Source organism: Novosphingobium resinovorum (genome assembly GCF_001742225.1).
GTDB classification, from domain to species: domain Bacteria; phylum Pseudomonadota; class Alphaproteobacteria; order Sphingomonadales; family Sphingomonadaceae; genus Novosphingobium; species Novosphingobium resinovorum_A.
The window spans coordinates 3590943-3616193 of sequence record NZ_CP017075.1 but is presented as its reverse complement, the minus strand read 5'-3'; the positions used below and the strand labels follow the sequence as shown (position 1 = coordinate 3616193).

Below are 25251 nucleotides of genomic sequence, written 5' to 3'. Positions count from 1 at the left end.
GACGGGCGTTTGAACGAAGCCTCACCCCACCCCGTCGATATGCCGCTTCAGCCCCGCCTCCCACATCGCGATACGCCCCGAGCGCACCGCCCCGTCCATATCCGGCGCGAACCGCTTCGACGCGCTGCCCATCGCCACCGCGTCCTCCAGCGAGGCATGGAGGCCAACCCCGACCCCCGCCAGCATCGCCGCGCCCAGAGCGGTCGTCTCGATATCCGCAGGCCGCTCCACGGGCAGCGCGAGCACGTCGGCCAGATCCTGCGCCATCCAGTCGTTGGCGCTCATCCCGCCGTCGATGCGCAGCGAGGTCCACGCCGCGCCGTCGGCGGCGAAAGCGGCCTGCAGATCGTGGCACTGGTGCGCCATCGATTCCATCGCCGCGCGCACGATATGCGCCCGGCTGGTCCCTTGCGTGAGCCCGGTGACGACGCCCTTGGCATCCGGCTGCCAGTGCGGCGCGCCCAGCCCCGCCAGCGCGGGCAGGAACAGCACCCCGCCATTGTCCGCCACCGCGCGCGCCAGCGTCTCGCTTTCCGCCGCCGTTCGGATCACGCCGAGTTCGTCACGCAGCCACTTGATGAGGCTCCCCGCCACGAAGATCGAGCCTTCCAGCGCATATGTCCGCCGCCCGCCCTGCTGGCACAGCACCGTGCCGAGCAGCCGATGCGAGGAACGCGGCAGGGTCTCGCCCATGTTGGTGAGGATGAAGGCCCCGGTGCCGAAAGTGGCCTTGGTCTGACCCGCCTTGAGGCAGTGCTGGCCGATCGTCGCCGCCTGCTGGTCGCCCGCAAGCCCGCTGATCGGGATCGGCGCGCCGAGCAGTTCGGGATCGCAAGTGCCCACCGTCCCCGCCGTATCGACGATCCGGCCCAGCGCGCTGCGCGGCACCCCGAACAGGCCGAGCAGGTCGTCGTCCCAGTCCGCGCCGTCGAGCGCCATCAGCTGTGTGCGGCTGGCATTGCTGGCATCGGTGACATGCAGCCCGCCGGTCAGCTTCCAGACCAGCCAGCTCTCCAACGTGCCCAGCGCCAGCCGCTCGCCCAAGGCGCGCGCCTCGGGCACATTGTCGAGCACCCAGCGCATCTTGGTGCCGGAGAAATAGGGATCGACGACTAGGCCCGTCCGCTCCTGGAGCATCGCCTCATGCCCGCCATCGCGCAGCGTGGCGCACATCTCGGCGGTGCGGCGGTCCTGCCAGACGATGGCGCGGGTGATCGGCTCGCCGGTCTGGCGGTCCCAGGCCACCACCGTCTCGCGCTGGTTGGTGATGCCGAGCGCGGCGATGCGGTCCGCGCCGCCGACTTTCCCGATCACCTCGCGCGCGCAGGCGAGGGTCTTGTCCCAGATCTCGGCGGCATCGTGCTCGACGCGGCCGGGGGCGGGATAATGCTGCGTCAGTTCCTTCTGCGCGACGTGCAGGACCCTGCCGTCCGCGCCGTAGACGATCGCCCGCGTCGAGGTGGTCCCTTCGTCGAGGACCAGAATGTGTTCGCCGTTCACGTGCTCACTCACCCATGTATGTTTTCAGTCGCGCGGCTTGTGCCGCGTCGAGCCGGAGGCCCAGCTTCGTGCGGCGCCACAGCACGTCCTCGGCCGTCCGCGCCCATTCGTTGGCCTTGAGGTAATCGACCTCCGCCCCGGTCAGGCCGTGGCCGAAATCCTCGCCCGGGTCCACCGCCAGCCATTCGCGCGCCTTCGTGCCGTAAGCCCGCGCCACGCGGTCCAGCGTCGCCGCATCGAGGCGCGGGTATGCGCGCGCGAGGCCGGCCTTCAGCGCATCGATCGTGCCCATCGCGAAATCGCCGCCGGGGAGCGGCGCGGTGGCGGTCCAGTCCTTGCCGGACAGCGCCGGGACCAGCGGCTGCAGCTTCTCCACCGCATCCTTGGCGAGATGGCGATACGTCGTGATCTTGCCGCCGAACACTGAGAGGAACGGCGCGCCGCCCTGCCCGTCCAGATCGAGGTCGAAGTCGTAGCCGCGCGTCGCCGCCTCGGGCTTGCCGGAGCCGTCGTCCACCAGCGGCCTCACGCCGGAGTAGGTCCACACCACGTCGGCGGGGGTGATCGACTTGGCGAAGTAGGCATTGGCCGCCTCGCACAAGTAGGCGATTTCCTCCTCGCTGGCCTTCACCTCACTGAGCGGGCCGGTGTGGTCGCGGTCGGTGGTGCCGATCAGGGTGAAGTCGTGCTGGTAGGGGATCGCGAAGAAGATGCGCCCGTCGGGGATCTGGAAGAAGTAGGCATAGGGATGCTCGAACAGGCGCGGCACGACGATGTGCGAGCCGCGCACCAGCCGCATCGCGCGTTTCGTGCGCTCACCGGCGCGGCCGACGAGGTCGAGCACCGATGGCCCGGCCGCGTTCACCACCGCCTTCGCGCGGAACGTGCCGCCGGACGTGTGGATGGTCCAGACGCCACCCTCGCGCTCCAGCTTCTCCACGCCGGTGCGGGTGAGGATCGTCGCGCCCCGGTCCGCCGCGTCGCGGGCGTTCAGGACCACCAGCCGCGCGTCGTCCACCCAGCCGTCGGAATAGACGAAAGCCTTGCCGAACCCCGGCTTCAGCGGCTTGCCCGCCGGGTGCCGGTGCAGGTCGATGGACTCCGTCGCGGGCAGCGCCTTGCGGCCGCCGATGTGGTCGTAGAGGAACAGGCCGAGACGCAGCAGCCAGCGCGGGCGCAGGCCCTTCACATGCGGCAGCACGAAGCGCATCGGGTGGATGATGTGCGGAGCGATCCGCCACAGCCGCTCCCGCTCGGTCAGCGCCTCGCGCACGAGGGCGAACTCGTAGTGCTCCAGATAGCGGAGGCCCCCGTGGATCAGCTTGGTCGAGGCGGACGAGGTGCCGCCCGCCAGATCGCCCTGCTCCAGCACCAGCACCTTGGCGCCCCGCCCGGCGGCATCGCGCGCGATGCCGCAGCCGTTCACGCCGCCGCCAATGATCGCGATGTCGTAGATTTCGGTCATTAAAAGCTCACAAGATCATCATGCTGAAGGCCATGGCGACCACCAGCGAAGCCAAAGTCGCCGCCACCACCGGCATCGCCGCGCGCCAGCCCATCTGCATCACCAGATCGAGGCGCGAGCGCATCGCAGTGGCCGTCACCGCCAGCAGCAGCAGCGTCTTCGACAGCGTCAGGTTCAGGTGGACCACGAAAGCCGGGATCGTCACCAGCGAATTGAGCACCACCACCGCCAGAAACAGGGTAATGAACCAGGGCATCGCAAGTTTCCGGATCCAGTGGCGCTCCCCGGCATCCTCGTCCGTGTACATCAGCGAGACGACCGCGACGATCGGCGCCAGCAGCGCCACGCGGGAGAGCTTGACGATGGTGGCGTAGCTGCCCGCGATGTCCGAATAGGCATAGCCGCCGCCGATCGCCTGCGCGACGTCGTGAATCGAGGCGCCGATCAGGAACCCCGCCTGCCGGTCGTCGAGGTGCATCAGCCCTGCGAGCGGCGGATAGAACGACATGGCGATCGCGCTCGCCATCGAGATCACCACCAAGGTCAGCGCGAACTGCGCCTGGCTGATCCGCTTCGCCCCCAGAACGCCGAACAGCGCCAGCGCGGCGGAAGCCCCGCAGATCGCCGTCGCGCCGCCTGCAAGGATGCCGATCGCGGTCGAGGCGCCGGTCGCCCGCGCCACCAGCAGCGCCGCACCCATTGCGGCGGCCATGACCATCAGCAGCGCCAGGAACGGCACCGGGCCGAGCGCCACGATCTGCGCCAGCGTCACTTGCGTGCCGAGCACGACGATGCCCCAGCGCAGACAGGCCTTGGAGGCGAAATCGAGCCCCGGATGCGTGCGCTTCTCGCTGGTCACGAAGTTCAGGGCGAGGCCGATCAGCAGGCCCATCAGGATGATCGGCGCGCCGTAGTGCTCGGAAAGCCAGGCGGCGGCGATGCTGGCGATGCCGCAGATGGCGAGGCCCGGCCAGAGAGTCTTCCATATCTCGATACGGCTCGGCTTCGCGGCGGGGCCGTCGATCTGGGCGAGGAACATCTCGCCGTAAAGGTCGCCTGCGTGTTCTGCGCTCACTGGTCCCCGTCCTTTCGCCGCATCTCTCATTTGACGAAGATGCTTGCCGTATGTCCTACGTTGTCATATCCGTCTTTATGACCACCCACGCAGCGGAGCAAGAGCTTTGCGCGAGGGGGCAGGAAGAATTGCCGCCGACGAAACGGCGGGATAGGGGAGAGCGAGAATGACCATCCATCAACAGACGGCCGTGCCCGAGCACGCCCCTCCCCCTGACCGCGCCGCTATCCGCGCGCAGAACATACTGATTGCGCTGATCTTTTTCGCGACGGCGCTGAACTACGTCGACCGGCAGGTGCTGGCGCTGCTCAAGCCGATGCTGGAGGCGGAGTTCCACTGGGACGACCAGCAGTTCGCGCATCTCGGCTCGATCTTCCAGCTGGCGGCGGCGGCTTCGCTGCTCGGCGTGGGCTGGTTCGTCGACCGCTTCGGCGTGCGCTTCGCGTACGGTTTCGCCGTGGCCTTGTGGAGCCTTGCGGGGATGGCCCATGCGCTGGCCGCCAGCGTGCAGCAATTCGTGATCGCCCGTGCCGTGCTGGCGACCGCCGAATCGGTCAACACCCCCGCCGCGATGAAGACCGCCGCGATCTACCTGCCCGCCGCGCGCCGCTCGGTCGGCATCGGCATCATCAACACCGCGCCCAACATCGGCGCTATCCTCACCCCGCTCATCATCCCGCCTTTCGCGATGGCGTTTGGATGGAAGGCCGCGTTCCTCGTCACCGGCGGGCTGGGCCTTGTGTGGCTGGCCTTGTGGAAGCTCAACACCGCGAAGCTGACGCCCATCGCCGGACAGGCCGCGACGACACGCGGCAAGGTCGAATGGGGCGCGATCCTGTCCGACCGCCGCAGCTGGACGGTCATCGGGGCCAAGGCCTTCACCGATCTCGTCTGGTGGTTCGTGCTGTTCTGGACGCCCGATTTCTTCGCGCGCCAGTTCAATCTCAGCCAGGGCGAGCTGGGCTGGCCGATCGCGGTGATCTTCATCCTCGCGGCGCTCGGCGCGGTATCCTCGGGCGCGCTTTACCCGGCACTGCTGCTGCGCGGGGTCTCGATGAACCTCGCGCGCAAGGGCTCGATGCTGGCTTATGCCCTCGTCGTGCTGGTGATGCCGCTGGCGCTGCTGGCGAGCAATCCGTGGGTGGCGGCCGTGTGCATCGGGCTGGGCCTGTTCGCGCATCAGGGCTTCTCGACCAACATCTTCGGCATGGCGACCGAGATCATCCCGGCACGCCGCATGGCCACCGTCATCGCGCTGGGCGCGGTGGCGGGGAACCTCACCGGGACCGGGATCATCGAGTTCGCGGGCTGGTCGCTGAAGTCGGGCCTCGGCTACGGCCCGCTGTTCGTGGTGTGCGGCGCGGCCTATCTGGTGGCGACGGCCTACATCCACCTGATGCAGCCGAAACTGGCGGCGGCCGAGGGTTGACGTCATCCCGGCGAAGGCCGGGATCGCTGGCAGTGCTTGAGGCGATCGCTTTCGTTGGGGCGCCCTGACGCGAGGTGGCCAGTTCACGGCCAGCGGTCCCGGATCAAGTCCGGGATGACGAGGTTGCGTTTGTGCGATCTTGACATTTATAACCACATAGGTTATATGGCCCAGCATCCGATCCGGCGATGATCACGTTGGAAAGGTGTATCGGGTCGGCGTCGTGGGCCGGGATGCGGTTTCAGCCGTGATCACGCACCCCACGCGTCCGTTCGAAGACCCGGACTGTCTCTGCGCTACCGGAAACGCCGTCCATACGATCCTTCGACACGTCGTTGGGCATGGGACGGCCATCCCGGATAGCCTTCGGCCGATAACGCTGCGAACCCTAACGACGGCCACATGGGACTTTCCGATGGAATACAGGTCGAGCCGGGCTGCACCGTGAGTTACCCGGCCGCTCGCCAGAGCTTCACGGAAAACAAAACCCCGCGTCCCTGCTTGGACGCTCCCGACGCCGACCCGATGTTCACTTCGGATGCGTTAATTTCCCCGGCGTAATGGCCCGCACTCGCCAGCGGGCGTTTCCGCGTGCGCTGACTGCACGCACACCCCCGTCATCCCAGCGAAGGCTGGGACCGCTGGCCGCGCAAAGCCGAGCCCTCGGCAGGGCGTCCTGACGATAGTTGGCCGTAACAGGCCAGCGGTCCCAGCCTTCGCTGGGATGACGGGGGTGGAGGGACGACGCGCGCGCATCCTCCCCGGCACGGGGAGGGGGGAGGAATAAAAAACCCCCGGCGGGGAGGAGATCCGCCGGGGGTTCTTTGTGCGAGCATTCAGCGAAGGACGTTTGCGCCCGTCCTCAGTTGAACTTCGCCCGCAAGTTCAGGCCGGCATAGCGATCCGCGTCGCGCGGGATCATCAGGCGCTGGCCGTTCGTGGTGTTGAGCAGCACGTAGCTGTCGTCGAGGATGTTGCGGACCATGAAGGTCAGGCGATACTTGTCCTCGGCGTCCGACACGCCGATGCTGGCGTTCCAGATGCCGTAGGGGTCGATCTCGCCGCTCTCGCCAAGGTCCGAAAACTGCTTCGAAACATGGTGCCAGTCGCTCGACAGGTACAGCTTCACCGGGCCGACCGGGACGTCGTAGTCCGCGCCGATGGTGTAGCTGAACTTGGGCGCCAGCGGCAGGCGCGTGCCGTCACGCGCGTCGGGCGCGTTGGTCAGCGGGTTCGGGTTGAACTTGCGCACCTTGGCATCGGCATAGGCCGCATTGGCACGGAAGGTCAGGCCCTCGGTCGGGGCGACGGTGAGGTCGGCCTCGAAGCCCTTCGAGCGAACCGAACCGGCGTTGGTCAGGCTGGTGGTCGTCGCGCCGTTGATGAGCACGAAGTTGTTCGCCTGGAAGCCCTTGTAGTCGACCAGGAACGCGGCCGCATTCAGCTGCACGATGCGGTCGAACCACTGGCTCTTGAAGCCGACCTCGAAGCTGTTCGACTTCTCGGGATCGATCGGTTCGGCGTTGTTGGGCGCGGTGTGGTTGAAGAAGACGTTGAACGCCGGGCCCTTGTAGCCGCGCGTGTAGCTGCCGTAGACCATCACGTCGTCCATGACGTCGTACTGCAGCACCGCCTTGCCGGAGAAGTTGTTGGCGCTGGTTTCCCCACGCGAAGTATCGGTGCCGTTGCCGCCGCTGGCGATCGTGCCGCCCGCGCCATAAGGCAGCAGGCCCGAAGCGGCCATCGGCAGACCGGTGGCGGCATCGATCGCGGCGCCGCGCACGTGGGTGAAGCTCACGCTGTCATGCGTGTAGCGGCCGCCCAGCGTCAGGCGCAGTTCCGGCAGGAAGGCGTAAGTCGCCTGACCGAACAGCGCCCAGTTGCGGAACGAGACGTCCGAGCGCGAGGTCGCCGAGACATAGTGCGTGTTGACGGTGTCGGCCAGGTTGCACGGCCGCGCGCCCGTCGCCGCATCGATCGGCGAGGTCGAAGTGGTGCAGGTCACGTCGCTGCGGGTGAAGTCCTGCGTGTTCTTGGAATACCACAGGAAACCGCCGACCTGATACGTCAGCGCCTGGTTCTGCGGCGAGGCGAGGCGGACTTCGGCGGAGACCTGGTCGGTCTCCACGGTGCCGCGGTCGTGCAGCTGCGGGGTGCCGACGATCGCGCGCGGCAGGAAGTCGCCGTCGCGGATTTCGGTGTTCTTCCAGTTGCGATAGCCGGTGACGATCGAGAGCGTGTGATCGGCGAAGGTATCGATGTCCGCGCTCATCGTCAGGCTGTACTGGCGGTCGAGCGAGCGGGTGATGAGGTTCTGGTTGACCTCGCGGGTGTCTTCGCCCTGCGGAACGATGCCCAGTTCGTTGTCGATCACGGTGCCGCGCGACACGCCGGTCACTTCGGCGCAGCAATCGTCGTTGGCCTTGAAGTAGTCCGCGATCAGGCGGAAACGGCCGCCCTCGCCGTCATAGTCGATCAGGCCGCGCGCGCCGTAGTGCTCGTAACCGTTGACCGTCTTGTCGTAGTAGGTGTTCTTGATGTTGCCGTCGAAGTTTCCGTAGAAGCCGGTGAGGCGGCCGGTCAGGTTCTCCGAGATCGGGCCGGAGACGGTCATCTTGGCGCGGTATTCGTCGTCGGTGGTGCCCGAAACGTTGGCCTCGGCCTCGAAGTCCCTGGTGCCGCCCTTCGACACGATGTTGACCAGACCCGCCGAGGCGTTCTTGCCGAACAGCGTGCCCTGCGGCCCGCGCAGCACTTCGAGGCGGTCGAAGTCGAAAAGGTCGAGGAACGACTGGCCCGAACGGCTCAGCACGATGCCGTCGACAACGGTGGACACGCTGGGTTCGGCCGCGACCGAGAAGCTGATCGTGCCGACGCCGCGCATGACGATCGCGCTGTTGGCGTTGGTCGTACCCTTGCGGAAGGTGACCGAGGGGACGATCGAGGTGATGTCCTCGAGGCTCTTGGCGCCGGCGCGGGCCATGGCCTCTCCGGTGACCGCGCTGATGGCGATCGGCACGTCCTGGACGTTCTGGCGAACCTTCTGCGCGGTAACGATAATCTCGTCGACCTGTGCGTTGGCCGGAGTCGCGGCGACAAGCGCGACGGCCGACGCCGAAAGCGCCAGCGCGGTGCGCGCAAGCGTGATGGTGGCGTGCGAAATCATATGTTTTCCCCTCCTGCTTATGCGGAGCCTGAGTGTTTGAGCCTCAGGTCGTCCTGTCGGTTGCACCCCTCTTGATTGGGTCGAACATTTCTGTCAAGCGTTGTCATATCGGGACAGCACGACGGCGACGAGCGTGCTGCAGAATAACAACAACATGGCTCATGGGACTGGAAACGTGTCGCTGACTTTCGACGTTCGGGAAGATGGATTCGCCTGCCTTCTGGCTGGCCGCGCGGTTCTGCGTGGATCAGCGGACAGCCCCGCTTTCGCGGTGGCGCACGGCGCGGCCGAGGTGGAGATGGTGCGCGGCAACTTCGCCATCAGCGATGCGCCGACCGGCCGTGTGGAGCTGGGCTTCGCCGCGCTGGACGGCGCCGACATCGTCCTTTCGGCCAGTGCCGGGGCCGCGCCGATGCTGCGCGTTTCGGTGAAGGGCGATTCGCTAGACATCGCGGTGCTCGATCCCGCGTACGACCGCGTCTGGGTCGATCTGGCGGCGCAGCCGGGCGAGCATGCCTGGGGCGGCGGGGAGCAGATGAGCTACCTCGACCTCTCGGGCCGCCGCTTTCCGATCTGGACCAGCGAGCCGGGCGTCGGCCGCGACAAATCCACCGAACTGACCCGCCTGATGGACCAGAACGGCATGGCAGGCGGCGATTACTGGTGGACCAACTATCCGCAGCCGACGTTCCTGACCTCCGGCCTGTGGGCCTGCCATCTGGGCAGCAGCGCCTATTCGGTGCTCGATTTCACCGATGCCGCACGCCACCGGATCGAGGTCTGGGAGGGCGCGTTCACCCTCGAATTCTTCGCTGCCGACGATCTGCCCGCGCTGGTCGGCGCGCTTTCCAGCCGCTTCGGCCGCCAGCCTGCCCTGCCCGACTGGGCGATTGGCGGCGCCATTGTCGGCCTCAAGGAAGGCGACGTCAGCTTCGCGCGTCTCGAGAAGATCATGGACGCGGGCGCCGAAGTCTCCGGCCTGTGGTGCGAGGACTGGATCGGCATCCGCCAGACCAGCTTCGGCCGCCGCCTGTTCTGGGACTGGTCGTGGAACGAGGCGCGCTATCCCGAACTGCCCGCCCGCATCGCCGCGCTGGCGGAGAAAGGCGTGCGCTTCCTCGGGTACGTGAACCCCTACCTCGCCAATGACGGCAAGCAGTACGCCGAGGCCGAGGCGCTGGGCTATCTCGCGCTGCGGCAGGATTCGGACGCGGTCTACCTCGTCGATTTCGGCGAGTTCGACTGCGGCGTGGTGGACTTCACCAACCCCGCCGCGCTCGACTGGTTCGCCGACCGCGTGATCGGGCGCGAGATGCTGGACTTCGGCCTTTCGGGCTGGATGGCGGACTTCGGCGAGTACCTGCCCGTCGATCTGCGCCTCCACGACGGCAGCGACCCGATGCTGATGCACAACCGCTGGCCCGTGCTCTGGGCCGAAGCGAACGCGCGCGCCGTGGCATCGCGCGGCAAGACCGGCGAGGCGGTGTTCTTCATGCGCGCCGGGTTCTCGGGCGTGCAGGCCCATTGCCCCTTGCTGTGGGCGGGCGACCAGTCGGTGGACTTCACAAGGCATGACGGCATCAACACCGTGCTCACCGCCGCGCTGTCGGCGGGGCTGGTCGGCAATGCCTATTCGCACAGCGACGTGGGCGGCTACACCAGCCTTCACGGCAATGTCCGCACCGCCGACCTGATGATGCGCTGGTGCGAACTGGGCGCGTTCTCGCCGGTGATGCGCAGCCACGAGGGCAACCGCCCGGACGACAACCTGCAGATCGATTCCAGCCCGGAACTCCTCGGTCAGTTCGCAGCGATGTCGCGCGTCCACAAGGCGCTGGCGCCTTATGTCCGCCACCTCAGCGACGAGGCCGTGGCGACCGGTCTGCCCGTGCAGCGCCCGCTGTTCCTGCACTACTTCGAGGACGCGCTGTTCAGCGTGCAGGACCAGTACCTCTACGGTGCCGACATGCTGGTGGCGCCGATCGTCGAGGCCGAGGCGACGCAGCGCAAGGTCATCCTGCCCGGCGACACACCGTGGCGTCACCTCTGGACCGGCGAGGACTTCGCCCCCGGCACGCATACCGTGGCCGCGCCCTATAGCCAGCCGCCCGTTTTCTACTTGCCCAGCAGCAAGTTCGCGCCTCTCTTCGCGTCGTTGAAGGCATGACGACACCTCCCCCCTCCCTCGTCATTGCGAGCCCCGCAGGGGCGAAGCAATCCAGCGCGTGCGCAAGCCGCCCTGGGTTGCTTCGCTTCGCTCGCAATGACGGACGATGGGGCGGGATACCTGCGTCGTGCACGGGGGAGAGCACATGAGCGAACGGTCCAACATCAAGGACGTCTCGGCGCTGGCGGGCGTATCGATCAAGACGGTCAGCCGCGTGCTGAACGGGCACCGCTACGTCAGCACCGACACCAAGGAGCGCGTCGAAAAGGCGATGCAGGAACTCGGCTTCCGGCCGAGCGTCGCCGCGCGCATTCTGGCGGGCACCAAGTCGGGCCAGATCGCGCTGATCTACGACAACCACAGCCCCTACTACATGAACCAGATCCAGATGGGCTGCTGGGAAGCCTGCCAGCAGAACGGCTCGCGCCTCCTCGCGCAGCCGGTGGACGTGGCCGACCCGCTGGTGGGCGAGCAGGTGCGCGGCCTCGTCACCGAAACGCATGTCGACGGCATCGTCCTGTCCTCCCCCGTGACGGACTGCGTGCCGGTGCTCAAGGCGCTGGAAGGCATGGATATTCCCTTCGTGCGCATCTCGCCGGGAACCAACCATGCGATGACCTCCTCGGTCTTCATGGACGATGCGCAGGCGGCGGACGACATGACCAGCTACCTCATCGCGCGCGGCCATCGCCACATCGGCTTCGTGAAGGGGCACTCCAACCACATGGCCTCGGAGGAGCGCCTGTTCGGCTACCGCCGCGCGCTAGACCGCGCGGGGCTGCCGTTCGAGCCCGCGCTGATCGCTCCGGGCGAGTTCGATTTCGACAGCGGCGTCGCCGCGGCGCAGCGGTTCCTCAAGGGCAAGCGCCGCCCCACCGCGATCTTCGCCAGCAACGACGACATGGCAGCGGGCGTGCTCTCCGTCGCGCACGACATGGGGCTGGGCGTGCCCGACGACCTCTCGGTGGTCGGCTTCGACGACACCATGGTCGCGCGGATGGTCTGGCCGCAGCTGACCACGATCCGCCAGCCCACCCGCGAACTGGCGCATGCCGCCACGCAGCTTCTTCTCGAAGGGGCGCAGGCCACGCACCGGCGCCTTCCCCACGACCTGATCGAGCGTGCCTCGGTCGCCCGCATCAATCCCGATCTTCTCTCCTGACAGGAACACCCATGACCTACCTCCCCTCCCCGGCCGCCCGCCGCCAGCTTGGCAAGAGCGGCATCGAAGTCTCCGCCCTCGCCTGGGGCAACTGGCGCATGGAAGGCGAAGCCGCCGATGCCGTGCGCCTGCTCCATGCGGCGCTCGATGCCGGGATCGACTTCATCGACACCGCCGACATCTACGGCTTCGACGGCAAGGGCGGCTTCGGCGATGCGGAAGCGCTGCTGGGCAAGGCGCTCGCCAGCGAACCGGGCCTGCGCGAGAAGCTGGTGATCGCCACCAAGGGCGGCATCATGCCCCCCCTGCCTTACGATTCGAGCGCCGAATACCTCACCAGCGCCATCGACGCCTCGCTCAAGCGCCTCGGCACCGACACCGTCGAGCTGTGGCAGATTCATCGTCCCGACATCCTCACGCACCCTTCGGAAATCGCAAAGGCCGTCGAAGCGGCACATAAGGCGGGCAAGATCCGCAGCTTCGGCGTTTCCAACTTCACCGTCAGCCAGATCGCCACGCTGCAGCAGTTCGTGAGCCTGCCGATCGTCTCCACCCAGCCGGAAATCTCGGCCCTGCGTCTCGACACGATCGAGAACGGCGAACTGGACCAGGCGATCGCCATGGACATGGCCGTGCTGGCATGGTCGCCGCTGGGCGGTGGCCGCATCGCCAACCCGGAAGACGCGCGCACGAAGGAAGTCGCCGCGCTGCTCGATTCTGCCGCGGAAGAGTTCGGCGTGTCGCGCACGGCGGCCGCCTACAGCTGGATCATGGCGCACCCGGCGCGCATCATCCCCATCGTCGGATCACAAAAGGCCGACCGGATCGCGGAAGCCACTGACGCACTCAAGGTCCGCTGGACCCGCGCCAGCTGGTACGCGGTACTGGTCGCATCGAAAGGAGAGCCCCTGCCGTGAGCACTACTGACAAGACCTGTGAGGTAAGCTGGTTTTCGGCGCTGTGCGACGATGACTACGAGTTCCTTGGCCAGCCCGATCCGGCGCTGGCCTCCAGCTGGGAGCATTGCCGCAACATCGTGCTGCAGGCCGAAAAGGGCGGGTTCGACAACATCCTGCTCCCCTCCGGCTATGCGCTGGGCATCGACACCACCATGTTCGCGGGCGCCATCGCCCCGCTGGTGGAGAAGATCCGCCTGCTCTGGGCGGTGCGCATGGGCGAGGACTGGCCACCGCAGCTGGCGCGCCGCATCGCCACGCTCGACCGCATTCTGGGCGGCCGTCTGACGGTGAACATCATCTCGTCCGACCTGCCGGGCGAGAAGCTGGACAGCCGCGCCCGCTACCAGCGCACGCTCGAGGTGATGCAGATCCTCAAGATCATGCTGAACGGCGAGCACCTGAAGTACGAGGGCGAGTTCTACAACCTCGACCTGCCCCCGGCGCGCATCACCACGGTATCGGGTAAGTGCCCGCCGCTCTACTTCGGCGGCCTGTCCGAAGACGCGCGCGAGGCGGCGGCCAAGGGCTGCGACGTCTACCTGATGTGGCCCGACACGATGGACAAGGTGCGCGAGACGATCGCGGACATGACCGCACGCGCGGCGAAGTACGGCCGCACGCTCAAGTTCGGCTACCGCGCTCACGTCATCGTGCGCGAGACCGAGGACGAGGCGCGCGTCTATGCCGATCGTCTGCTGTCCAAGCTGGACGATGCGGCGGGCGAGGCGATCCGCCAGAAGTCGCTCGACACCGCCAGCGTCGGGGTGACCCGTCAGGCCGAACTGCGCGGCGCGGCAGGCGGCGACGGCTTCGTGGAAGAGAATCTGTGGACCGGCATCGGCCGCGCACGTTCGGGCTGCGGGGCCGCCATCGTCGGCGATCCGGATCAGGTGCTGGCGAAGATACGCGCCTATCAGGCCGAGGGCATCGATGCCTTCATCCTGTCGGGCTATCCGCATGCGGCGGAGGCGGACCTGTTCTCGCGGCACGTGCTGCCGCAGATCAACCACGCGCCGCTGGTGCTGTAAGATGCGTATCCTCCCTGTTGCGAAGCAATGGGGAGGTGGCAGCCCCAAGGGCTGACGGAGGGGGCAGTCCACCCCCTCCACCACCTGCTACGCAGGCGGTCCCCCTCCCCATCGCTGTGCGACGGGGAGGATTTGGCTCAACTCAATGCCCGTCGGCGGCGCAGACCGCGATGCTGGTCAGGTTCAGGATGCCGCGCGCGGTGACCCCCGGCGTCAGCACGTGGATCGGCTGCGACAGGCCCAGCAGCATCGGGCCGACCGTCGGCGAGCTGGACGAGGCCGAAAGCGCGGTCAGCGTGATGTTCGCCGCATCGAGGTTCGGCATGACCAGCAGGTTCGCCGCGCCCTCGAAGCCCGAATCCGGCACCAGCTTCTCGCGCAGCGCCTGGCTGAGCGCGGCGTCGGCGTGCATTTCGCCGTCCACGCGCAGTTCCGGCGCGACCTTGCGCACCAGCTGCGCCGCCGAGCGCATCTTGCGGGCGCTGGGGCTGTTCGAAGAACCGAAGTTCGAGTGCGACAGCAGCGCCACCTTCGGGTCGAGGCCGAAGCGGCGCACCGCATCCGCCGCCAGCACCGTCATCTCGGCGATCTGCTCAGGCGTCGGATCGGGCACCATGTGGGTGTCGGTCAGGAACAGCACGCCCGCATCGAGGATCAGGCCCGACAGCGCATAGACGCGCTTCACGTCGGGCGCGCGGTCGATGATGCGCAACACGTGCTCGATCTGGCCCCAGTACTCCGAGTTGCCGCCGACCAGCGCCGCATCGACCTTGCCGGTGCGCAGCAGCATCGCGGCGGTGACGGTCGGGCGGCGGTAGGTGTGGCGCAGCACTTCGGCGGTCGGCACGCCCTTGCGGCTGGCGATGGCGCCATAGGCCGCGACCAGTTCGCCCATCAGTTCGTGGTCGGTCTCGGGATCGACGAGATCGACGTGCTCGCCAAGGCGGAACGACAGGCCGAGTTCGGGCAGCTTCTGCTCCAGAATCCGGCGGCGGCCCACCAGCGTCGGGCGCACCATGCCTTCGTCGAGCGCATCCTGCACCGCGCGCAGCACGCGTTCGTCCTCGCCCTCGCCATAAGCCACGCGCTTCATCGCCCCGCGCGCGGCCTGGTAGACCGGCAGCATGAGCTGGCCCGAGCGGGTGTTCATGTTCGCCAGCGACCGCTTGTACTCGGCGATGTCGAGCGTCTTGGTCGCGACGCCCGAATCCATCGCCGCCTTGGCGACGGCGCCGGCGATCTCGACGATCAGGCGCGGGTCGAACGGGGTGGGGATGATGTACTCGGGGCCGAACACCAGCTTGCGGCCGCCGTATGCCTGCGCAACGCTGTCATGCGCGGGCATGCGCGCCAGACCGGCGATGGCCTCGGCGGCGGCGGCCTTCATCGCCTCGTTGATCTGCGTCGCGCCTGCGTCCAGCGCGCCGCGGAAGATGTAGGGGAAGCACAGGACGTTGTTGACCTGGTTCGGATAGTCCGAACGGCCCGTGGCGATGATCGCATCGGGGCGCACTTCGCGGGCGGCCTCGGGGCGGATTTCCGGCTCGGGGTTGGCGAGCGCGAAGATCAGCGGCTTGTCGCCCAAGAGCGGCAGCCACTCCGGCTTGAGCACGCCCGGCGCCGAGAGGCCGAGGAACACGGTGGCGCCCGGCAACACGTCGGGCAGCGAACGCGCGTTGGTATCGCGGGCATAGCGCGCCATGTTGGGCAACATGCCCTCGCGGCCGGAATGGATCACGCCGTCCTTGTCGGTCAGCGTCACGTTCTCGATCGGCAGGCCCATCGAGACGAGCAGATCGACGCAGGCCAGCGCCGCCGCGCCCGCGCCCGAGGTGACGAGCTTGGCATCGGCCAGCGTGCGGCCCTGCAGCACCAGCGCATTGCGCACGGCGGCGGCGACGACGATCGCGGTGCCGTGCTGGTCGTCATGGAACACCGGGATGTTCATGCGCTTCTTCAGCTCGGCCTCGATGTAGAAGCACTCGGGCGCCTTGATGTCTTCGAGGTTGATGCCGCCGAAGGTCGGCTCCAGCAGCGCCACCGCCTCGATGAACTTGTCGGCGTCGGTGGTGTCGACCTCGATGTCGAACACGTCGATGTCGGCGAACTTCTTGAACAGGACGGCCTTGCCTTCCATCACCGGCTTCGAGGCCAGCGCGCCGATCGCGCCAAGGCCGAGCACGGCGGTGCCGTTCGAGATCACCGCGACGAGGTTGCCGCGCGCGGTATAGTCCAGCGCCTTGGCGGGATCTTCGGCGATTTCCATGCAGGGCACGGCGACGCCGGGCGAATAGGCCAGCGCAAGGTCGCGCTGGTTCACCATGCGCTTGGTCGGTTCGATGGTCAGCTTGCCGGGCCGAGGCAGGCGGTGGTAATCAAGTGCGGCGCGGCGCAGCGTCTCGTCCATGTGTTCGTCCCGTGGTCAGTGGCCAAAGTCAGCGTGCGATCCCATCGTCGAGGCGATAGGATTCGCTGCTCCCACAACACGGTTCGGGCGCGCCTGTCGAGTGCCTAAGGCGCAAAATCGGGACGATCGACACACTTCGTCATGCCCAGCGGGCACGGACGGCCCTCGCACACCGGCTCGGTGGGGTGGTGCGCAAGGACCGTCCGCGATCCCGGCTCTCACCGGGACCAAGGGGTTAACGGGCGGGCTGTTCGCCGCCGACCGGGGTGGTTTCCTCCAGGCCGCCGCCCAGCGAGCGATATAGCTCCACCAGATTGCTGGCCTGCGTCAGCCGCGTGGTGACCAGCGCCTGCTCGGCCCCGTAGGCGGTGCGCTGCGCGTCGAGCGTGGTCAGGAACGAGTCCACGCCCGAACGGAACCGCGCGTCGGACAGCTTTGCCGCCACGCCCGCAGCTTCGGCGCGCGTGGTCTGCGCACGGATCTGGTCGCCAATGCGGCCGCGCTGGGCAAGCGCGTCGGAGACTTCCTTGAACGCGGTCTGGACCGCCTTCTCGTAAGTCGCGACGGCCACCTTCTGCGACGCCTTGGCGTATTCGAGATTGCCCGAACGGCGGCCGAAGTCGAACAGCGGCAGCGAGGCGCTGGGCGAGCCGGTGTAAGTGTAGCTGCCGTCCTTGAACAGACCGCCGAGCGCCGTGCTCAGCGTGCCGAGCGTGCCGGTCAGCGAGATCGTCGGGAAGAACGCCGCACGGGCCGCGCCGATGTTGGCGTTCTCCGCGATCAACTGGTGTTCGGCCTGCAGCACGTCGGGGCGGCGCAGCAGGACTTCGGAGGACACGTCACCCGGCAGTGCGTCACGGGTCATCGGCTCGGTGCCGAAGCCGGTGGGGAGCTGTTCCGCCGCGACGGTGGTGCCGACCAGCAGGTTGAGCGCGTTCTGATCCCGCGCCACGCTGGTTTCCAGCGCGGCGATGTCGTTGACGGCACTCTGGTAGCTGGTCTCCGCCTGCCGCACTTCCAGTTCCGAGCCGGTGCCGATGCGGAACTGCGCGCGGGTGAGGTCCAGCGTCTTCTCGAACGCCTTCGCCGTCTCGCGCGAGAGGCGCAGCTGTTCGCTGTCCGAGGCCATCGTCAGCCAGGCATTGGCGATCTCGGCGATGAGGCTGATGCGTGTCGAACGCTGGGCTTCCTCGCTGGCGAAGTATTGCTCCTGCGCGGCGCGCGACAAGTTGCGGACACGGCCGAACAGGTCGAGTTCGAAAGCCGAAAGACCCACGGTCGCCTGATAGATCTCGATGTCCGAGCTGCCACCCGTACCACCGGCCGCGCCCGCGCCCATCAGGTTGTTGGTGTAAGTCGCGGTGCCGGTGGCATTGACCGTGGGCAACCGGTCGGCGCGCTGGACGCGGTACTGCGCCCGCGCCTGCTGGACGTTGCCCGCCGCGATCCGCAGATCTCGGTTGTTGGCAAGGCCCGCCTCGATGACCTGCCGCAGCCTGTCGTCGAGGAAGAAGTCCCGCCAGCCGATGCGCGATACGTCCTGCGCATCGGTCGGGGCGGCCGGATAGACGCCGCCTTGCGGCAGCGCCACCGGGACGGCGCCCGCCGGTCGCTCGTACTTGGGAGCAAGGTTGCACCCGGCGAGCAGCGTGGTGCCGGCGAGCAGGATGAGGATCGACTTTTTCATGTTCAGCTTTCCTGCGGTGCCGCGCCGTGGGCGCCGTCAGCGTGAGGCTCATCGTCGGTGTTCGTCGGCTTGCGGTCGGTCTGCCCGTGCTTGAACAGGCGGGCGACGACCACGAAGAACATCGGCACGAAGAAGATCGCGAAGATCGTGGCGGAGAGCATGCCGCCCACCACCGCGCGGCCGATGGCATTCTGGCCGCCCGCGCCCGCGCCGGTCGAGACTGCCAGCGGCAGCACGCCGAAGACGAAGGCCAGCGAGGTCATCAGGATCGGGCGAAGACGCAGCCTTGCCGCTTCCATCGCCGCGTCGAAGGCGTTCATGCCGGACTGTACACGCTCCTCCGCGAACTCGACGATGAGGATCGCGTTCTTGGCCGAGACGCCGATCGTGGTGATCAGGCCGACCTGCAGGTAGATGTCGTTGCCGAGCCCCGTAAGCCAGGCGGCGAACAGCGCGCCGACGACGCCCAGCGGCACCACCAGCATGACCGCGATCGGCACCGACCAGCTCTCGTACAGAGCCGCGAGGCAAAGGAATACGATCGCCAGCGACAATGCATAGAGCATCGGCGCCTGACCGCCCGAAAGGCGCTCCTCGTAGGACAGGCCGGTCCATTCGATGCCGGTGCCTGCGGGCAGCTTCTGCTGCATCTCCTCGATCGCCTGCATCGCGCCGCCGGTGCTCAGGCCCTGGCCCGGCGCGCCCTGAAGCTGCATGGCGGGACGGCCGTTATAGCGCGTGAGAATCACCGGCGCCTTCTTCCACGACAGCTCGGAGAAAGCACTGAACGGCGCCATCTGGCCGCTGGTGCCTCGTACGTAGAGGTTCGAAAGAGCCTCCGGCGAAGAGCGATACTGCTGGTCCGCCTGGATATAGACGCGCTTGGTACGGCCACGGTCGAGGAAGTCGTTGACGTAGGAACCACCCCAGGCGGTGCCGATCTCGGAATTGATCGCGGCAAGGTCAAGGCCAAGCGCAGCTGCCTTGTCCTGATCGATCTTGACGTCGAGCTGCGCCGCATCGTCGAGGCTGACCGGACGGACCTGCGCCACGCGCTTGTCCTGCGACGCCATGCCGAGCAGCTGGTTGCGCGCTGCCAGCAGCTTGTCGTGACCCATGTTGGTCTCGTCGACCAGCCACATGTCGAAGCCGGTGGCGTTGCCCAGTTCCTGCACCGCAGGCGGGGTCAGCGCGAAGATCATCGCGTCACGGTACTTGGAGAAAGCCCCCATCGCGCGCCCGACGATCGCCGGTGCGCGGTTCTCCGCCCCGCCTCTATCCTTCCAGTCACGCAGCATCACGAAGGCCATGCCTGCATTCTGGCCCTGACCGGAGAAGGAGAAACCGTTGATCGTGAACACCGATACGACGTTCGCCTTCTCATCCTCGAGGAAGTGCTTGTTGACGAGGTCGAGGCCCTTCTGCGTGCGTGGCAGGGTTCCGCCCGAAGGCCCCTGGACGAGCGCGATGACCACGCCCTGGTCCTCGTCCGGCAGGAAGCCGCCGGGCAGGCGCGTGAACAGGAACACCATGCAGCCCACGATCAGCAGGTAGACGAGGCCAGAGCGCTTCCAGCCATTGGCGGTGCGACGTACGCCGCCCCGGTACTTCTCGGTGCCGCGGTCGAACTTGTCGTTGAACCAGCGGAAGAAGCGCGCCAGCAGCCCCTTGCCCTGATGCTCGTCGTTCCGGTGCGGCTTGAGGATGGTGGCGCAAAGCGCCGGCGTCAGGATCAACGCGACCATGACCGAGAGCGCCATCGACGAGACGATGGTGATCGAGAACTGGCGATAGATCACGCCGGTCGATCCGCCGAAGAACGCCATCGGCAGGAACACCGCCGACAGCACCATGCCGATGCCGACCAGCGCGCCGCTGATCTCGTCCATCGACTTGCGCGCCGCCTGCTTGGGGGAAAGATGCTCTTCCTGGATCAGTCGCTCGACATTCTCGACGACGACGATAGCGTCATCGACCAGCAGACCGATGGCGAGCACCATGCCGAAGAGGGTCAAGGTGTTGATCGAGTAGCCGAGCACCGACATCACGCCGAAGGTGCCGAGCAGCACCACCGGCACCGCGATCGTCGGGATCAGCGTCGCGCGCCAGTTCTGCAGGAACAGGAACATGACGAGGAACACTAGCACCACCGCCTCGACGAGGGTGTGCACCACCTGCTCGATCGACAGCCGCACGAACGGCGTCGAGTCGTAGGGGAAGGCCACCTTCACATCCGACGGGAAGTTCTTGGCGATCTTCTGCACTTCGGCCTTGACCGCATCGACGGTATCAAGCGCGTTGGCGCCGGAGGCGAGGCGAACGCCGAAGCCCGATGCGGGCTTGCCATTGAACTGGGTATCGAAACCGTAAAGCTCCGCGCCGAGTTCGACGCGGGCGACGTCGCGCAGGCGCACGGTCGCGCCGCCCTGGGTCGAGCGCAGGCGGATGTTGCCGAATTCCTCGGGCGTCTGCAGGCGCGACTGAACCGAGACGGTAGCGTTGAGCATCTGCTCCTTGGGCGCCGGCAGAGCGCCGATCTGACCCGCCGAAACTTGCGCATTCTGGGCGGAGATCGCGGTGGTGACATCGGCGATGGTCAGGTCGTAGCTGCGCAGCTTGAGCGGATCGACCCAGATGCGCATGGCGTACTGGGTGCCGAAGATCTGCAGTTCACCCACGCCGTTGATGCGGCTGACCGGGTCCTGCACCTGGCTGACGAGGTAGTCGGCAAGGTCGGTGGCTGAGTGGCTGCCGTCCTCGGAATAGATGGCGGTGACGAGCAGGAAGCTCGCTGCCGACTTCTGCACCTGCACGCCCTGGCGCTGCACTTCCTGCGGCAGCAGCGGCGTGGCGGCCTGCAGCTTGTTCTGGACCTGCACCTGCGCGATGTCGGGATCGGTGCCCTGCTCGAAGGTCAGGGTGATCGTCACCGTGCCCGCCGAGGAGGACGCGGCCGAGAAGTAGCGCAGGTTGTCGATGCCCTTGAGCTGCTGCTCGATGATCTGCGTCGTCGTACGCTCGAGCGTTTCCGCATCGGCGCCGGGATAAGTCGCGGAGATCGAGACCGTGGGCGGTGCGATCTCGGGGAACTGGGCCACGGGCAGGCTGCGGATGGCGATGATGCCCGCCATCATCAGAACGATGGCGATGACCCATGCGAAGATGGGCCTGTCGATGAAATAGCGTGACATGGCGGCTTACTGCCCCTTGTTGGCAGGAGCGGCGGGCTGCCCACCAGCGGGCTTGCCGCCCTGCTGGGCCTGCCCTTGGGGTGCGACCGGCTTCACCGGCACGCCCGGACGCAGCATCTGCGCGCCGTCGACGACGACCTTGTCACCCGCCTTGAGACCGGAAGTGACCAGCCAGTTGTCGCCGACGGTACGCGGGGCGGTGATCGGGCGCATCTCCAGCTTGTTCTGTGCACCGACGACGAGGACGGTGGGATTGCCCTTCTCGTCACGCGACACGGCGACTTGTGGGACCAGCAGGCCATTCGCCTTGGTCGCCTGCGCGAACTCGGCCCGCACGTACATACCGGGGAGCAGCAGGCCCTTGGGGTTGGGGAACTGCGCGCGGATGATCTGGCTGCCGGTCGTCGGATCGACGGTCACGTCGGTGAACTTGAGCACGCCTTCCTGCGGGTAGGTGCTGCCGTCTTCCAGCTTCAGCTTCACCGCGACATTGCCGCTGGCGCTCGTCAGGTCTCCGGCGAGAAGCTGCTGACGCAGGCGCAGGACGTCGGCGCTGGACTGCTGGATGTCGACGAAGATCGGATCGAGCCGCTGGATCGTGGTCAGCGCATCGGTCTGCGAGGCCGAGACAAGCGCACCTGTGGTGTAAGTCGAGCGACCGATCCGGCCGGAAATCGGCGCACGGATGGTCGTGCGCGCAAGGTCGATCTCGGCGGACCGCAAAAGCGCCTGCTGCGCCGAAACGTCCGCGCGCGCCTGCTGCGCGGTGGTCACCGCGTTCTCGTAGTCCTGCCGCGAGATCGCGTTGATCTTGACCAGTTCACCATAGCGGCGGGCTAGCGCCTCGCTCGATGCGATCGCTGCGCGCGAGCGGGCCAGCGCCGCACGCGCATTCGCCGCTGCCGCTTCATAGGGCGCACCGTCGATGCGATAGAGCGGCTGACCGCCCCTCACCTGGTCCCCCTCGGTGAACAGCCGCGCGACAATCAGGCCATTGACCTGCGGGCGCACATCCGAACTTTCGTAAGCGCTGGTACGCGCCGGCAGTTCATTGCTGAGCGTGACGGACTGCTCGCGCACGGTAACCACGCCGACCTCGGGCGGTCCTGCCGGAGGCTGCTCCTGTCCTCCCCCACAGGCGGAGAGAATCAGCACTAGGGCCGGAGCGATCTTTTTCATGGAGTTAATCCGCCAAGAGGGTTAAAGCGTGAGTGAGCGTTCACTCATGATTCGCGCGACTGGTATTGCGTCGCAGCATAAAAAGCAAGCCGGACAGGGAAATGACCAACGAGACTGCACTGGATCGCCCCCGAGCCGCCAAGTCGGCCGCACGTCGAAAACACCTTCTCGACACCGCGCGTAACCTTTTTGTCGACCAAGGGTTCCATCAGACCGGAATGGCGCAGATCGCGGCCGCCTCGGGCATCGCCGTAGGGCAAATCTACCGCGACTTCGCGAACAAGGAGGCGATCATCGCCGCCATCTGCGAAACGGAGATTACGGCTTGGCTCGATGAAGAGACGCTGAGCGCCGCCGTTGCAGCCAATGATCGCGATGCCATTCTCGCATGGATCGAGCGCGTCGGGTTCGAGGAGCCGGACTGCGACGACCGCAGGCTCATGTGCGAACTGCTTGCCGAAGCAGGCCGCAACCCGGCGATCAACCAGATGCACACCAAGGTCGACATGCGGCTTCGCGACAGTCTTGGCGCAGCACTGGGGTCGCTGGCACCTGCTGCGACGGCGCAGCGCCATGCTACCGTGGCGGACTTCATAATCGCCATGTCGTGGGGCATGGTTGCGCTGCGCGAACTCTCGCCCGACAGCGATCACGAGACGCTGCATGCCCGCCTTTCCGCACTGCTCAGGCAGGAGGTTGCCGCGCTGGAAGACTGATCCGCCGGCCTTTGCGAATATTGCGGCGCACAATCGTTTGCGACAGCAGAATACTGCTCTTTTGATGCGCTGGACATTGTTTCGTGGTTGTATCATCCTGTCTTCAATGTCGGCCGAACGGCCGCTTGAGAGGACGGGATGTGATGATCGAGAACAGTGAAGTCGATTCAGGTGAAAAGGCCATGATCCTGCTGCAAAGCCTGATCTGCTATCTGCGTGAAAAGAACGTACTGTCGCGTGCCGACATCGAGGAACTGCGCGACCGGGTCGAGGCGCGAATCGCTACCGGCGAAAAGAACCTGCCCTGCACCGCCGCGATGGCCGCCGCCGCCGCGACCGAGATGCGCGAACTCGACGATTACTGTGGCAAGACTTACGGCGGCAAGCATCGTCGCCGGGTGAACTGATCACCCTCATCGTAAAGGGCTGTGACGGGCAGTAACCTTCCCTCTCAGGCTGCGCGCCGCTCGCGCCGCACGCTCGTCTCGTAGAGGGCGAAGAGGTCGGCGAAGTGATCGTCGCTGGTGCGGGCGGCTTGCGGGTAATGCTCGCGCTCGAACAGCACCTCGACGATGGCGCGCGCCGCTGCAGCCGGGTCACAGGCGGTGTACGTGAGGCCGCCGCCGTTCGCGGCATGATCGACCGCGCCGCCCTCGTCCGGGACCACGATCGGCACGCCGCTGGCGCGGGCTTCGGCGGCGACCATGCAGAAAGTCTCCGCCTCGCTGCCGTGGACGAGCGCGTCGGCGCTGGCGATGACCCGTGCGAAAGTGTCCGGATTGCGCTCGGGTTCAAAGAGGCGGACGTGCGGATTGCCGGCTATGTGTTTGAGCACGGTGCGCTGCTCGCGCCCCTCGCCGAACAGCACGAAGCCGACCGGCCGGTCGCGCGAGACCGAGGCCACCGCGTCCAGCACCAGGGGCCAGCGCTTTTCCGCCGCCAGTCGGCCGACGCCCAGCAGCAGGCGCGCGTCTTCGGGCAGGTCGCAGGCGGCCAGCAACTGCGCGCGCAGGGCCGGATCGCGGTTCTGCGGGGAGAAGCGGCCGGGCTGCACGCCCATCGGCACCGTCACCGTATTGGCGACGCCCCCGTCCGCCAGCCGCCGCGTCAGGCTGGAATTGGCGCAGACGACATGGTCGAAGCTGCGGCTGTGGCGGCGCAAGTGGTCCCAATAGACCGAAAACTGCCAGTCGATCGTTCGCCGCGCAAACACCTGTCCGAACCAGCGGTAGGCATAGGCGGAAAGCGGATCGGCATGCATGATCATGCTGCGCGGCGCATCGCCCGCCCAGTCGGCGACGAGACGCGCGCTGCGCCAGGGTGAGGCGGCCTCGACGAAGTCCGGCTGCAGTTCGTCGAGCGCGGCGTGAAGCTGTGGCGCCGAGGCGAAGTACCAGTACTTGCGGTCGAGCGGGAAGCGCGGGTTCTTCAGGGTGATGATGCGGGCATTGGGGCCGCACTCGATCACCGCGTCCTCGTCCCCCGGTGCGAGGATGATGATCTCGTGGCCCAGCGCCGCGCCGACGCGCAGCTTCTGCTCCACATAAGTGCGCACGCCGCCGCCCTTGGGCGTGTAGAAGGCGCAGACGTCCACGATCCTCATGCTTTGGCCCCTTACTTCGATGCCAGCGGGGCCACGCCCAGCCCGCGACGGTAGTTCATCACGATGGAGATCGTCTTCGGCCCGCTGCCGACCGACGCGCTGGCCTTCTCGGCGCTCGGCTTGCTGAAACCCAGTCGGGGATTGCCCGCAAAACCGATGCCGTCGATACGCCAGCCGAACTTGCGGTTGCCGTCCCGGTCGTGGAGCAGGCTCACCGCGTAGTCGCCGGGGCCGGGCACGCGCACGCACAGGCGCACCGGGCCGCTGGCGGGGACCGGCACCTCGACGCGGCGGAACGTCTTGCCCGCGCTCACCAGCACATTGTCGTCGGCGAGAAAATCGGTGTTGTTGGCCGGATAGACTTCCAGCTTGAGGGTGCCGATGCGGTCCTTCAGGCCCTTCACCTGCACTTCGAAGGACGAGCCCGCCTCATCCGGTCGGCAGCGGCCCTCGGCCTTGCCGAGATCGGGCGTGGAGGGAATGGTCGCAGCGTTCGCCAGCATCAGCAGGGACAGAA

Annotated in this window: 17 protein-coding genes; 7 read left to right on the top strand and 10 right to left on the bottom strand. The window is 67.0% G+C overall.

The window, feature by feature from the left end; all coding sequences use genetic code 11:
* Positions 1-21: 21 nt before the first annotated feature.
* From BES08_RS16815 to BES08_RS16805, 3 genes are read right to left on the bottom strand one after another with little or no spacing between them, the layout of a single operon-like run.
* On the bottom strand, positions 22-1500 hold the full coding sequence (locus BES08_RS16815) for an FGGY family carbohydrate kinase (protein ID WP_069708999.1): 1479 nt from the start codon (positions 1498-1500) through the stop codon (positions 22-24).
* Between the two features lie 4 nt (positions 1501-1504).
* Positions 1505-2965, bottom strand: coding sequence for a glycerol-3-phosphate dehydrogenase (locus BES08_RS16810; protein ID WP_069708998.1), 1461 nt, complete (start codon positions 2963-2965; stop codon positions 1505-1507).
* A 7-nt stretch (positions 2966-2972) separates the two neighbouring features.
* The gene (locus BES08_RS16805; protein ID WP_083274721.1) at positions 2973-4040 is read right to left on the bottom strand and encodes a YeiH family protein; all 1068 of its coding nucleotides are present in this window, start codon (positions 4038-4040) and stop codon (positions 2973-2975) included.
* 166 nt (positions 4041-4206) lie between these two features.
* Between BES08_RS16805 and BES08_RS16800 the strand changes: the two genes are divergently transcribed.
* Positions 4207-5469, top strand: coding sequence for an MFS transporter (locus BES08_RS16800; RefSeq protein WP_069708996.1), 1263 nt, complete (start codon positions 4207-4209; stop codon positions 5467-5469).
* A gap of 862 nt (positions 5470-6331) precedes the next feature.
* Here BES08_RS16800 and BES08_RS16795 read toward each other — a convergent pair.
* Entirely contained in the window at positions 6332-8635 is a 2304-nt protein-coding gene (locus BES08_RS16795; protein WP_069708995.1) for a TonB-dependent receptor, read from the bottom strand.
* Positions 8636-8789: 154 nt separating this feature from the next.
* Between BES08_RS16795 and BES08_RS16790 the strand changes: the two genes are divergently transcribed.
* The 4 genes from BES08_RS16790 (at position 8790) to BES08_RS16775 (ending at position 13951) form a co-directional block, all read left to right on the top strand.
* Positions 8790-10802 carry an alpha-glucosidase gene (locus BES08_RS16790; RefSeq protein ID WP_197524403.1) on the top strand — a complete coding sequence of 671 codons (2013 nt, stop codon included), beginning with the start codon at positions 8790-8792 and terminating at the stop codon, positions 10800-10802.
* A gap of 145 nt (positions 10803-10947) precedes the next feature.
* Positions 10948-11964 (top strand): LacI family DNA-binding transcriptional regulator, encoded by a 1017-nt coding sequence (locus BES08_RS16785; protein WP_069708994.1) that lies wholly within the window; start codon positions 10948-10950, stop codon positions 11962-11964.
* Between the two features lie 11 nt (positions 11965-11975).
* Entirely contained in the window at positions 11976-12881 is a 906-nt protein-coding gene (locus BES08_RS16780) for an aldo/keto reductase (RefSeq protein WP_069708993.1), read from the top strand.
* On the top strand, positions 12878-13951 hold the full coding sequence (locus BES08_RS16775; RefSeq protein WP_069708992.1) for an LLM class flavin-dependent oxidoreductase: 1074 nt from the start codon (positions 12878-12880) through the stop codon (positions 13949-13951). Before BES08_RS16780 ends, BES08_RS16775 begins: the two co-directional genes overlap by 4 nt.
* Positions 13952-14093: 142 nt before the next feature.
* Here the strand turns inward: BES08_RS16775 and BES08_RS16770 are convergent, their stop codons facing one another.
* The 4 genes from BES08_RS16770 to BES08_RS16755 form a co-directional block, all read right to left on the bottom strand.
* The gene (locus BES08_RS16770; protein WP_008832097.1) at positions 14094-16358 is read right to left on the bottom strand and encodes an NADP-dependent malic enzyme; all 2265 of its coding nucleotides are present in this window, start codon (positions 16356-16358) and stop codon (positions 14094-14096) included.
* A 235-nt stretch (positions 16359-16593) separates the two neighbouring features.
* Positions 16594-18045, bottom strand: coding sequence for an efflux transporter outer membrane subunit (locus BES08_RS16765; RefSeq protein WP_008832096.1), 1452 nt, complete (start codon positions 18043-18045; stop codon positions 16594-16596).
* A gap of 2 nt (positions 18046-18047) precedes the next feature.
* The gene (locus tag BES08_RS16760; RefSeq protein WP_036526138.1) at positions 18048-21236 is read right to left on the bottom strand and encodes an efflux RND transporter permease subunit; all 3189 of its coding nucleotides are present in this window, start codon (positions 21234-21236) and stop codon (positions 18048-18050) included.
* A 6-nt stretch (positions 21237-21242) separates the two neighbouring features.
* Complete coding sequence (locus BES08_RS16755) at positions 21243-22415, bottom strand: efflux RND transporter periplasmic adaptor subunit (RefSeq protein ID WP_069708991.1); 1173 nt, start codon at positions 22413-22415, stop codon at positions 21243-21245.
* A 101-nt stretch (positions 22416-22516) separates the two neighbouring features.
* On the opposite strand from BES08_RS16755, the gene BES08_RS16750 reads away from it, so the two are divergent.
* Positions 22517-23131 carry a TetR/AcrR family transcriptional regulator gene (locus BES08_RS16750; RefSeq protein WP_069708990.1) on the top strand — a complete coding sequence of 205 codons (615 nt, stop codon included), beginning with the start codon at positions 22517-22519 and terminating at the stop codon, positions 23129-23131.
* A 143-nt stretch (positions 23132-23274) separates the two neighbouring features.
* The gene (locus BES08_RS16745) at positions 23275-23538 is read left to right on the top strand and encodes a hypothetical protein (protein ID WP_008828719.1); all 264 of its coding nucleotides are present in this window, start codon (positions 23275-23277) and stop codon (positions 23536-23538) included.
* A 44-nt stretch (positions 23539-23582) separates the two neighbouring features.
* Here BES08_RS16745 and BES08_RS16740 read toward each other — a convergent pair whose 3' ends face one another.
* Positions 23583-24734 (bottom strand): glycosyltransferase, encoded by a 1152-nt coding sequence (locus BES08_RS16740; protein ID WP_069708989.1) that lies wholly within the window; start codon positions 24732-24734, stop codon positions 23583-23585.
* Between the two features lie 11 nt (positions 24735-24745).
* Positions 24746-25237, bottom strand: a complete 492-nt coding sequence (locus tag BES08_RS16735; RefSeq protein WP_069709314.1) for a DUF2141 domain-containing protein — start codon at positions 25235-25237, stop codon at positions 24746-24748.
* Positions 25238-25251: the final 14 nt, after the last annotated feature.

What these genes read in the sequence shown, in the direction of transcription:
- BES08_RS16810 (WP_069708998.1), bottom strand. Translation starts at nt 2,965, where the DNA reads ATGACCGAAATCTACGACATCGCGATCATTGGCGGCGGCGTGAACGGC.
- BES08_RS16800 (WP_069708996.1), top strand. Translation starts at nt 4,207, where the DNA reads ATGACCATCCATCAACAGACGGCCGTGCCCGAGCACGCCCCTCCCCCT.
- BES08_RS16795 (WP_069708995.1), bottom strand. Translation starts at nt 8,635, where the DNA reads ATGATTTCGCACGCCACCATCACGCTTGCGCGCACCGCGCTGGCGCTT.
- BES08_RS16790 (WP_197524403.1), top strand. Translation starts at nt 8,790, where the DNA reads ATGGCTCATGGGACTGGAAACGTGTCGCTGACTTTCGACGTTCGGGAA.
- BES08_RS16785 (WP_069708994.1), top strand. Translation starts at nt 10,948, where the DNA reads ATGAGCGAACGGTCCAACATCAAGGACGTCTCGGCGCTGGCGGGCGTA.
- BES08_RS16780 (WP_069708993.1), top strand. Translation starts at nt 11,976, where the DNA reads ATGACCTACCTCCCCTCCCCGGCCGCCCGCCGCCAGCTTGGCAAGAGC.
- BES08_RS16770 (WP_008832097.1), bottom strand. Translation starts at nt 16,358, where the DNA reads ATGGACGAGACGCTGCGCCGCGCCGCACTTGATTACCACCGCCTGCCT.
- BES08_RS16765 (WP_008832096.1), bottom strand. Translation starts at nt 18,045, where the DNA reads ATGAAAAAGTCGATCCTCATCCTGCTCGCCGGCACCACGCTGCTCGCC.
- BES08_RS16760 (WP_036526138.1), bottom strand. Translation starts at nt 21,236, where the DNA reads ATGTCACGCTATTTCATCGACAGGCCCATCTTCGCATGGGTCATCGCC.
- BES08_RS16755 (WP_069708991.1), bottom strand. Translation starts at nt 22,415, where the DNA reads ATGAAAAAGATCGCTCCGGCCCTAGTGCTGATTCTCTCCGCCTGTGGG.
- BES08_RS16750 (WP_069708990.1), top strand. Translation starts at nt 22,517, where the DNA reads ATGACCAACGAGACTGCACTGGATCGCCCCCGAGCCGCCAAGTCGGCC.
- BES08_RS16745 (WP_008828719.1), top strand. Translation starts at nt 23,275, where the DNA reads ATGATCGAGAACAGTGAAGTCGATTCAGGTGAAAAGGCCATGATCCTG.
- BES08_RS16740 (WP_069708989.1), bottom strand. Translation starts at nt 24,734, where the DNA reads ATGAGGATCGTGGACGTCTGCGCCTTCTACACGCCCAAGGGCGGCGGC.
- BES08_RS16735 (WP_069709314.1), bottom strand. Translation starts at nt 25,237, where the DNA reads ATGCTGGCGAACGCTGCGACCATTCCCTCCACGCCCGATCTCGGCAAG.